Source organism: Streptomyces sp. NPDC060205 (assembly GCF_042728395.1).
GTDB lineage: Bacteria > Actinomycetota > Actinomycetes > Streptomycetales > Streptomycetaceae > Streptomyces.
The window spans coordinates 1-8,970 of sequence record NZ_JBHWZP010000361.1 but is presented as its reverse complement, the minus strand read 5'-3'; the positions used below and the strand labels follow the sequence as shown (position 1 = coordinate 8,970).

7 protein-coding genes and 1 tRNA gene are annotated in these 8,970 nt (G+C 73.1%); 4 read left to right on the top strand and 4 right to left on the bottom strand.

Annotated elements, in window-relative coordinates:
* Positions 1 to 39 precede the first annotated feature (39 nt).
* Both ACFWGJ_RS37780 and ACFWGJ_RS37775 read right to left on the bottom strand, forming a co-directional pair.
* Positions 40 to 110, bottom strand: a tRNA-Gln gene (locus ACFWGJ_RS37780).
* Positions 111 to 117: 7 nt separating this feature from the next.
* Entirely contained in the window at positions 118 to 990 is an 873-nt protein-coding gene (locus tag ACFWGJ_RS37775; RefSeq protein ID WP_381833276.1) for a hypothetical protein, read from the bottom strand.
* Positions 991 to 1,157: 167 nt separating this feature from the next.
* Here ACFWGJ_RS37775 and ACFWGJ_RS37770 point away from each other — a divergent pair, with 167 nt between their 5' ends.
* Positions 1,158 to 2,489, top strand: a complete 1,332-nt coding sequence (locus ACFWGJ_RS37770) for a sensor histidine kinase (RefSeq protein ID WP_387333489.1) — start codon at positions 1,158 to 1,160, stop codon at positions 2,487 to 2,489.
* A gap of 66 nt (positions 2,490 to 2,555) precedes the next feature.
* On the opposite strand, the gene ACFWGJ_RS37765 is transcribed toward ACFWGJ_RS37770, so the two are convergent.
* Both ACFWGJ_RS37765 and ACFWGJ_RS37760 read right to left on the bottom strand, forming a co-directional pair.
* The gene (locus tag ACFWGJ_RS37765) at positions 2,556 to 3,059 is read right to left on the bottom strand and encodes an SUKH-3 domain-containing protein (protein WP_381832778.1); all 504 of its coding nucleotides are present in this window, start codon (positions 3,057 to 3,059) and stop codon (positions 2,556 to 2,558) included.
* 146 nt (positions 3,060 to 3,205) lie between these two features.
* Positions 3,206 to 3,709, bottom strand: coding sequence for a YwqJ-related putative deaminase (locus ACFWGJ_RS37760; protein WP_381832776.1), 504 nt, complete (start codon positions 3,707 to 3,709; stop codon positions 3,206 to 3,208).
* A 249-nt stretch (positions 3,710 to 3,958) separates the two neighbouring features.
* On the opposite strand from ACFWGJ_RS37760, the gene ACFWGJ_RS37755 reads away from it, so the two are divergent.
* The 3 genes from ACFWGJ_RS37755 to ACFWGJ_RS37745 all read left to right on the top strand — a co-directional run bounded on the left by ACFWGJ_RS37755 (position 3,959) and on the right by ACFWGJ_RS37745 (position 8,825).
* Positions 3,959 to 4,954, top strand: coding sequence for an SMI1/KNR4 family protein (locus tag ACFWGJ_RS37755; protein ID WP_387333488.1), 996 nt, complete (start codon positions 3,959 to 3,961; stop codon positions 4,952 to 4,954).
* A gap of 7 nt (positions 4,955 to 4,961) precedes the next feature.
* Positions 4,962 to 7,826, top strand: a complete 2,865-nt coding sequence (locus ACFWGJ_RS37750) for an SUKH-4 family immunity protein (protein WP_387333487.1) — start codon at positions 4,962 to 4,964, stop codon at positions 7,824 to 7,826.
* Positions 7,827 to 7,919: 93 nt separating this feature from the next.
* Positions 7,920 to 8,825, top strand: a complete 906-nt coding sequence (locus ACFWGJ_RS37745; protein WP_387333486.1) for a cellulose-binding protein — start codon at positions 7,920 to 7,922, stop codon at positions 8,823 to 8,825.
* Positions 8,826 to 8,970: the final 145 nt, after the last annotated feature.

Genomic DNA, 8,970 nt, shown 5'->3' with positions numbered 1-8,970 from the left:
CGGGCCCTGACAGTGCTGTCAGGGCCCGCTCTATTTAGGCTCCCGGGGGAGGACTCGAACCCCCATATGTGACACCAAAAGACACCGTCTTGCCCTTAGACGACCCGGGATAGCCCCCTATGTCCGGTTCGATGAATCGGCCGGAAGGGCAGCCCCTACTATGCCGTACCAGGTGCCCTCGATGCGACGGTACAACTCCGCTCCTTGCGATACGCGGACTACGAGGCACCCCCGATAGTCCTCGCCCACGTTCTTGCGGACAGTCTTGGGGTTGTGCTTCTTGATCGTCGTTTTCTGGAACACGGTGCTGTCTACTCCGACGAGGTCGGCCCAGTAGTGCACGGCACCCTCGACGTCGGCTGTCATGTGGATCATCACTCTGTACCGCAGGCGGTCGGGGCCGATGCCCAGCAAGGTCAGCCATGCCAAGTAGAGCCGGATCACGCTCGGGTCGCTGTTGACGAAGGTGACGCTCTCCCGGCGGGCATGCGGTTTGTCCTTGGTGCCCTCGGCCCAGTACAGGCCCACGCCCACAAGGAGGAGTTCCCGGTCGGACAGCGCGCCGACGCCGGCAGCCGCCGTTTCCTTCGTGCGCTGACGCCTCTCGTCCCGTACCGCCAGTTCGTGCTCCCATCGCTTTCGGGCCGCCAGTTTTGCCTGCTCGACCGAGTCCCGGCGCTCCGGCTTCGGCAGGTCCCGTACCCATAGGGAGATCGAACTCTTCGAGCACCCCAGCTCGGCCTGGATGCGGTCGTACGTCCAGCCCTGGAGGCGGAGCTCTCTCGCCTTGTCCCGCAGGTCGTCCTTCGCACGGGGGCGCTTGGTCCACTCCGGCGGTGGCTCGCCCTTCACCAGCCGGTTGAGGATGTCGTTGTTGTAGACCTTCAGCTCGTCGCGGATGCGCCGGAGGCTGTAGCCCTCGCGCCGCAGGGCGACCGCCCGCTCCCGCAACCCCTCGAAGTCCGCGTACTTGCCAGGTGAATGTTCCATGGGCATACCGTCCGTGCGGAATACGGGCTTCCGGAGTCGAACGGCAGGCGATTCAGCAGTTCGAGGGATTCTGGTCTGTTTCGCTTCTGTTCGATTACGGGGAGTGGTGTAGGCCAGTACGGGAAACTCACCGGAAAAGGGGCGGGGCGCGACCGTAGGCTGGAGTCATGACCACGACGGGGGAAGACCACACCGAGGCCTCGGCGGGGCCGTGGTGGTGGGCGAGGTGGCGCAGCGCGGTGCTCGACGGGGCCCTCGCGCTGGTGTCGTCCGTGGAGTGTGCGACAGAGGGGTTTCCGTTCGCGGGGGCGGCGGGGGTGCCGGTGCCCGCGGGGATGCTGTTCGGGGCCGTCGCCGGGTCAGTGCTGCTGTTCAGGCGGCGGTGGCCGATCGCTGTCGTCCTGGTGTCGATCGCGATCACGCCGGCTCAGATGGGGTTCCTGATGGGGCTCGTGGGGCTGTACACGCTGGCGGCGTCCGAGCTGCCGAGGCGGATCATCGGGGCGCTGGCCGGGATGTCGATGGTGGGGATGCTCATCGTCACGTATGTGCGGGCGCACCAGGGGATGGTGCGTGGCGATGTGGCGCTGGGGGACTGGTTCGTGCCGTTCGTGTCGATCACGACGTCGCTCGGGATGACGGCTCCGCCTGTTCTGCTCGGGCTGTACGTGGGGGCGCGGCGGCGGTTGATGGAGAGTCTGCGGGAGCGGGCCGATTCCCTGGAGCGGGAGTTGCAGTTGCTGGCGGAGCGGGCCGAGGAGCGGGCTCAGTGGGCGCGCAATGAGGAGCGGACCCGGATCGCCCGGGAGATGCATGACGTGGTCGCGCATCGGGTGAGTCTGATGGTGGTGCATGCGGCGGCGTTGCAGGCGGTGGCGCGCAAGGATCCCGAGAAGGCGGTGAAGAACGCTTCGCTGGTGGGGGACATGGGGCGCCAGGCGCTGACGGAGCTGCGGGAGATGCTGGGGGTTCTGCGGGCGGGCGACGGGTCGGTGCGGGGTGCGGGGTACGGTTCCGCGCCGGTGCAGGCCGTGCCGCTGGCGGCTGTGGGGGCGGCTGCCGCTGCCGCGGCGTCCCGGGTCGCCGAGGAGGAGTCGGAGGGTCCCTGTCTGGACGACCTCGACGAACTGGTGGGGCAGTCGGCCGCGGCGGGCATGGTGGTCGACCTCTCCGTGGAGGGGGAGACGCGGGTGTACGCGGCGATGGTGGAGCAGACCGCGTACCGCGTGGTGCAGGAGGCGTTGACGAACGTCCACAAGCACGCGGCGGGCGCGAAGACCCGGGTGCGGCTGGCGCATCGGGGGGCGGAGATCGCGATGCAGGTGGAGAACGGTCCGCCGCCGGAGCCGGGGGCCGCGTCCGACGCCAGGCTGCCCAGTGGGGGGAACGGCCTGCTGGGGATGAAGGAGCGGGTTGTGGGGCTCGGCGGGGTGTTCGTGTCCGGGCCGACGGATGCGGGCGGCTTCCGGGTGTCGGCGGTCATTCCGGCCGGGGGCTGAGCCTGGACCGCCGGGGGTTGAGCCCGGGCCGTCGGGGGCTGTGCCCGGGCCGGCCGTGGTGCCGGCTCAGCCGGCCGTCAGGCGTACCGGTTCCCGGCCTGCGATGAGGGTGGCCAGGGCCTGGTCGATGTCGGCGCCGAGGTACCAGTCGCCGGTGTGGTCCAGGGTGTACACGCGGCCCTCCACGTCGATGGCGAGCAGGGCTCTGCTGTCGGTTTCCTCGCCGAGGGGGGCGACCTCGGTGTCGAGGGCTCTGCCCAGGTCGGCGAGGGTGCGGGCCATGTGGAGGCCGTGCAGGGGATCCAGATGCAGAGGTGACGAGGCGATCTGGCGGCCGGCCTCGGCCGTGCTGATGCGCAGGCCGCCGAACTCCGCCCATGCCTCCACCGCGGCCGGGAACACGGCATGGCGGTGCCCCGCGGGGGACTCGTGGCCGCGCAGGGCGTCGGCCCAGAACTCGGCCTGCTTTATGTCCCAGCGGCCCGGTTGCCATCCGGCGTCGCGCAGTGAGGCGTCGACCTGGACGGAGAAGCGGGTGGTCGAGGTGGCGGCGGTGCGGTCGGTGTGCATCTGCCCTTCGCGATCGGTCTGAGCGGCCGTGTGGTGGTCCGGTGGTACCGGTGTCCGGTCGGCTGCTTGTGGTGGCGTCGGCGGCGCCTTCGTGCGGCTTCGAGGGCCGCTGTCGGTGGCGGGGCCGCCGGCAGTTCTTCCTGCCGTCAGTTCTCCTGGGCCGTCGGGTCGACGATGCGTACGCCGAAGTGGGCGCTGAGCGCGGTACAGGCGCGGCAGGGCTGGGCGAAGCTGCCGTGCAGGGGGTCGCCGTCCTCGCGGATGCGGCGGGCGGTGAGTTTGGCCTGCTTGAGGGATTTTCTGGCCTCGCCGTTGGTCATGGGTTTGCGGGTGGCGCGTTTGGAGCGGGCGGCGTCGGCGGCGGCGAGATGGCGGGAGATGAGGATCGCCTCGGCGCAGCGGCCGGTGAAACGGTCGCGCTGACCGCTGGTGAGGGTGTCGAGGAAGTCCCGGACGAGGGGGTGCAGGGGTGGCGGCTGGTCGCCGCGGCCCGCGGTGCCGGTGAGGGTGGCGCCCCGTACGGAGAGGGCGGCGGCGATGGTCGGGAGTATGCCGTCGCGCCGGTGCAGCAGGACCGGGGCGGCGGGCGCCTCACTGCTGCTCCAGCCGACCCGCGGATCCCCGGAGGTACCCATGTGTGTTGCGCTCATCGTCCTGTTTCCTCCCCTTACCGCATCCCCCGGTGCTCCGACAGAGTGCCAAACTCCGTGGCTGGTGCGGAAGCTGGGGCGGTGCGACACGCGCGGTCTTCGTCGTACGGTCACGGCTCGATGACGGCAGGTCACGGAACCGGAGGGCCCTTGGCCGGTAGGGAACAGGAGGCCCGGTGACCGGTGTCGCCGCACCGCATAGGCTGTCGACATCCGCGATCCTTCATCACGCCGCAGGGGGCAACCGCCATGACGACAGGTCGGCTCGGGCAACAGGCCGCGCCGCCGAACGCGGCCTATGCCGGGCAGGTCGTGCACTTCCCGGATCCGGTGCGGGCGGCACGTCACCCGAGAGGGGTACGTGTTGACGAGGTCGGTTACCCCGACTTCTCGTTCTATGCGCGTGCGGCCGCGGAGATCGCCGAACCGCCCGAGGGGTTCGGTGTCGACGAGCTGCGGTTGACCGACTACGTGTCGGCGAACGCGGCCCTGGCGGCTTCCGGACATGATCTGTGGGACACGATTCCCGCGGTGGCGACTCCGCATGGCTGGACGTGGCACCACGTGCCGGGCACGCGCCGGCTGGAGCTGGTGCCGGTCGAGGTGAAGGCGTTGCTGCGGCATCACGGCGGTCTCGCGACCGCGGTGGTCGACCAGGACAAGCGCGGCACCCGGCCGCTGCAGGAGACCCGTCCCGCGCACTTCGGGCTGCCGAAGGCGGCGGTCGCGGTGACCGAGCAGCAGGTGCAGGGCGTCGAGGAGGATCTCGGCTACCGGCTGCCGGGGGCGTACCGTTCCTTCCTCAAGGCCGCCGGCGGGTGTGCGCCGGTGGGGGCCGCGCTGGACGCGGAGCTGGGGCTGCTGGTCGACCAGCCGTTCTTCACCGTGCGTGACGAGGCGGCGGTCAACGACCTGGTCTATGTCAACAAGTGCCTGCGGGACCATCTCACGAAGGACTATCTGGGAGTCGGTTTCGTGCAGGGCGGGCTGCTCGCGGTGAAGGTGAAGGGCGACCGGATCGGTTCCGTGTGGTTCTGCGCGTTCGACGACGCCCGTGACCGGGACGAGTGGCCGCCCGCGGAGCGCGTACAGCGGCTGCTGCTGCCCTGTGGTGACGACTTCGATCAGTTCCTGTCCCGGCTCGCGGGCAATCCGCCCGAGCTGGAGACGGTGGCGAACCTGATGGTGGACGGCGGTTTCGCGCGGGCGGTACCGGTGTCCGCCGTCTCTTCGGTGGGGGAGTGAGCGTCCGATGGTGACCTTCGCGCAGGCGCAGGAGCGCGCCGAGGAATGGATCAACGCAGACGTGCCCGGTTACCAGCACCGCGAGGTGCGGGTCCGGGAGTTCGAACTCGGCTTCGTGGTGTGGGCGGAGGACCGGGCCGAGGGCCCGCGTTCCGACGGCGGCGCCCAGCGGCTCGTCATCGCGCGCGACAGCGGGGAGGCCACCTTGTGGCCGTCGCTGCCGGTGGGCGAGGTGATCCGCCGGTACGAGGAGGAGTACGGCGTGTCGGCGGCGGTGCCCGATCCGGCGCCCGCGCCGCCCGCGCGCGTGGACCTCAACCAGACGTCGTTCCTGCTGACTCCGCCGGAGTGGCTGCAGGAGGCGGCGGACCGGATGGGGATCCCGGACCGCCGGGACGCCACGTCCGGTGGGGCCGCGGGCCGGCCGTCGGACGGCGCCGGGTCGCGGCCCGCCGCCGAGGTCAGTGACGCGGTACCCGCCGCCCGTGCCGATTCGCCGGTCGACGCCGTTCCGCCGTCCGACGCGGTTCCCGCCGCCCGTGGTGGTTCCGCGCCCCCTGTGGGTTCGCTGCCCGAGACTCTGCCGGGGCCGCCGGCCGGTTCGCCGGCGCCCGCCGCGCCGAGCGGCGGCACGGCGTGGCCGGCCGCCGGAGGGAGTGCTTCCGGCGCTGCCCCGGTGCCCGCCGACGCGACTCCGTGGGCCGGGACCGACACCAACGCCGAGGCGGGCGACGACCGTTCCGTGCCGCTGCCGGCGACGGTGTACGCGCCACAGATCCGCGATGTCGGACCTGGTGGCACGCCGCCCGAGGCCGAGCCCGAGGCGAGGACCAAGCTGATCTCGGGCGGCAGCCAGCTGCCGCGCACGAGCGTCTCGCCCGCCCTCGACGATCCCGCGCCGTCCGGGCCGTCCGCGTTCCCGCAGGGCGCGGGTGCGTCCGGCGCGGCGCCGGCCGGGCCCTCCTCGTACGGCCATCCGCAGAACGCCGGGCCGGGTACGCCCCCTCCCGGCGCGCCCTCCTACGGCTATCCGCAGGGAGCCCCGCAGCCGCCCGCCGCCGACGCTCCGCAGCAGCCGCCCGCGCCGAGTGCGCCGGGCCGGCCGCTGCCGCCGGGCGCCGGTGACATCGCGGACGCCGCGACCAGCAAGGCACAGGGGCCGCCGCGCGGCGCGCGGGGCGCGAACGCGCCCGGTACGCCGCCGCCTCCCGGGGCGCCCGGTACGCCGGGTGCGCGGCCGGGCGGTCCGGCTCCGGGCGGTCCTCCGGCGGGCGGTCCTCCGGCGTCCGGGCCCGGTGCGCCGGGTGTGCCGGCCGGTGGATACGTACCGACGCAGTTCGTCTCGCAGCTCGGCCCGGACGGGCCGGAGGTGCCGGGTGGACAGGGCGCTGCGGGTGGTTCCGGCGGTCCGGGAGCTCCGCAGCCTCCGGGCGCTCCTGGGGCTCCCGGTGCTCCCGGTGCGCCCAACTCCCCTGGCGCTCCCGGTTCTCCGGGCGGCCCGGGTGGTTCCGGTGGTGTGCACCATGCCGCGACCGTGCTCGCCGGGCCCGCGGTCGGCGGTCCCGGTGCTCCGCAGCCTCCGGGCGCTCCCGGTGCCCCAGGTGCTCCGGGTGCTCCGGGTGCTCCGGGCGGTTCCGGCACTCCGGGAGGTACGCCGCCCGGTGGTGTCCACCATGCCGCGACCATGCTGGCCGGTCCGCCGGTCGGCGGGCCCGGCACGGCTCCGCCGCCGCCCCCCGCGCCCGGTCCGCCCGGTATGCCTCCCGGCGGTCCCGGCATGCCGCCGCCCGCCCCGCACCTGGGCGGCCGGTCCCCGTTCCCGGGCCAGCAGCAGCCGTTCCCGGGCCAGCCGCAGCCCGGTCAGCAGCCGCCCGCCTACGGCTATCCGCAGCAGGGGCAGCCCACGGTCGGTCCCGGCTATCAGGCGGTGCTGCGCTACCGCGCCCAGGACGGCAGCGAGCAGCAGCTGATCCGGCGGTCCGCGCCCGGCACCCCGCACCCGGAGTGGCAGATCCTGCACGAACTGCGGGCGATGAACGTGCCGCCGCAGCAGGTGCTCGAACTGCACACGGAGCTTGAGTCCTGCGAGCTGCCGGGCGCGTACTGCGCGCGGATGATCCGGGAGAGCTGGCCGCAGGCGCGGATCACGAGCATCGCCTCGTACGGCACCGACCATGCGAGCCGTCAGCAGGGCATGGCCCAACTGCTCGCGCACCAGGGGGAGTTGCACCAGGTCGCGGACGGTCCCGCGCGGCCCGGACCCGTACGGGCGCCGTTGCCGCCGGTGCAGTCCGCGCCGCCGATCCCGCCGGAGGCCATCGGGCAGGAGCTGGCGGCGGCCTTCGGGCCCGGCCTGTTCCGGTTCGACCAGGCGGCGGTCTCGCGGCAGGGCGTACCGCCGATCGTGGCGCACACCCTGGTGGTGGCCGGGCTGCCCGTCGACATGAACCCGTTCTTCTGGGCGCAGGCCCAGCCGGGCCGGCCGGTGCCCACGCTCGCCGAACTGGCGCAGGAGCGCGGCATCCAGCCGGGTGCCGACGCGGGCTCGTACCTCGTCATGGGCAGTGACTTCGGCAAGGCGATCTGCGTCCAGTACGGGACCGCGAACATCGTGGCCGTGCCGGTGGAGGCGGGCCCGGGCGGCGCTCCCGTACCGCCGCAGTTCGTGAACACGGGGCTGCCCGAGTTCGCGCGCAGTCTCGCGCTGCTGGGCCGTATGTGGCGTCTTCGCTTCGGGCTCAATCAGGAGCAGGCGGGGCGCTGGACCGTCGATTTCCAGGCGCAGTTGGCCGCGATCGACCCGGCGGCCCTCGGTTCGCCGGAGAGCTGGTGGTCGGTGCTGCTGGAGCAGATGTGGGACGGGCTGCTCTGACGGACCGTCACTGAATTCGCCCCGGCCGGGGCGGCGGAATGTGCGGAGTGTCGCGTTATGAACACTTCCGTCTGATCCACCAAGATGAGCGGCATGAGCAGCTCATCGGTGTCGTCGGGGTCCTCGGGGTCGTCTCAGGGCTTCGAGGCCGTACGGGGGCGTGGTTACCGCCCCGCGCAGGTCGACGCGTACGCCGCGGCGCTCTCGGCGGGGCGTGACGCCGCGTGGGAGCGGGCCGCGCGGCTGACCGTGCTGGCCAGGGAGATGGAGGCCGAGGCGCTGCGGCTGCGCGAGGTCGTGGCGTCCCTCGCCCCCCAGACGTACGAGACGCTGGGCGACCGGGCCCGGCGGCTCTTCGAGCTGGGTGAGGAGGAGGCCGCGGAACTGCGCGAGGACGCGGTACGGCAGGCGCGCCGGACCGTGGACGAGGCGCGGGCGGCGGCCGAACGGGTGCGTGAGGCCGCGCGGGCGGACGCCGACGAGGTGCGCGCCGAGGCCGATGAACGGGCCCGGCACCGGCTGCAGGCCGCGCAGGCCGAGGCCGACGAGATGCGGATCTCCGCGCGGCGCGAGGTGAAGGAAGGGCGCGGCGAGGCGCTGGCCGCGCTGCGCGAGACGCGGCGGCGCGGGGAGAATCTCGTCGCCGAGCAGGAGAAGGAGCACGCCGGGCGCTGGGAACGGGCCGGGTGCGAGGCCGCCGAGCGGGAGGCCGAGCTCGACGCGCGCCACGAGGAGCTTGTCGCGCGCGCGGAGTCGGGTGTGGCCGCGGCGGAGCGGGAGCTGGGCTCCGCGCGGGAGTCGGCGCGTCACCTCCAGGAGGACGCGGACGCCCGCGCGGCGGAACTCCTCGCGGAGGCGCGCGTCCGGGAGGAGTGGGTGGCCCGCGAGACGGAACGGGTGCTGCGGGAGCACGGCGAGCGGTGGGACGAGGTGCAGGCGCACATGGACCATGTCCGCAGCAGTCTCGCTGCGCTGACGGGGCGGGCGGCGGCGGAGTAGCTCTTCGCGGGGTGTTGCCGTGTGCGGGCGGGTGGGGGCGGGCCCAAAGGATTGCGCAGTTCCCCGCGCCCCTCAAGATGTGCGGGTGGGTGGGGGCGGGCCCCAGGGATTGCGCAGTTCCCCGCGCCCCTCAAGATGTGCGGGT

What these genes read in the sequence shown, in the direction of transcription:
- ACFWGJ_RS37775 (WP_381833276.1), bottom strand. Translation starts at nt 990, where the DNA reads ATGGAACATTCACCTGGCAAGTACGCGGACTTCGAGGGGTTGCGGGAG.
- ACFWGJ_RS37750 (WP_387333487.1), top strand. Translation starts at nt 4,962, where the DNA reads ATGGTGACCTTCGCGCAGGCGCAGGAGCGCGCCGAGGAATGGATCAAC.
- ACFWGJ_RS37760 (WP_381832776.1), bottom strand. Translation starts at nt 3,709, where the DNA reads ATGAGCGCAACACACATGGGTACCTCCGGGGATCCGCGGGTCGGCTGG.
- ACFWGJ_RS37745 (WP_387333486.1), top strand. Translation starts at nt 7,920, where the DNA reads ATGAGCAGCTCATCGGTGTCGTCGGGGTCCTCGGGGTCGTCTCAGGGC.
- ACFWGJ_RS37770 (WP_387333489.1), top strand. Translation starts at nt 1,158, where the DNA reads ATGACCACGACGGGGGAAGACCACACCGAGGCCTCGGCGGGGCCGTGG.
- ACFWGJ_RS37755 (WP_387333488.1), top strand. Translation starts at nt 3,959, where the DNA reads ATGACGACAGGTCGGCTCGGGCAACAGGCCGCGCCGCCGAACGCGGCC.
- ACFWGJ_RS37765 (WP_381832778.1), bottom strand. Translation starts at nt 3,059, where the DNA reads ATGCACACCGACCGCACCGCCGCCACCTCGACCACCCGCTTCTCCGTC.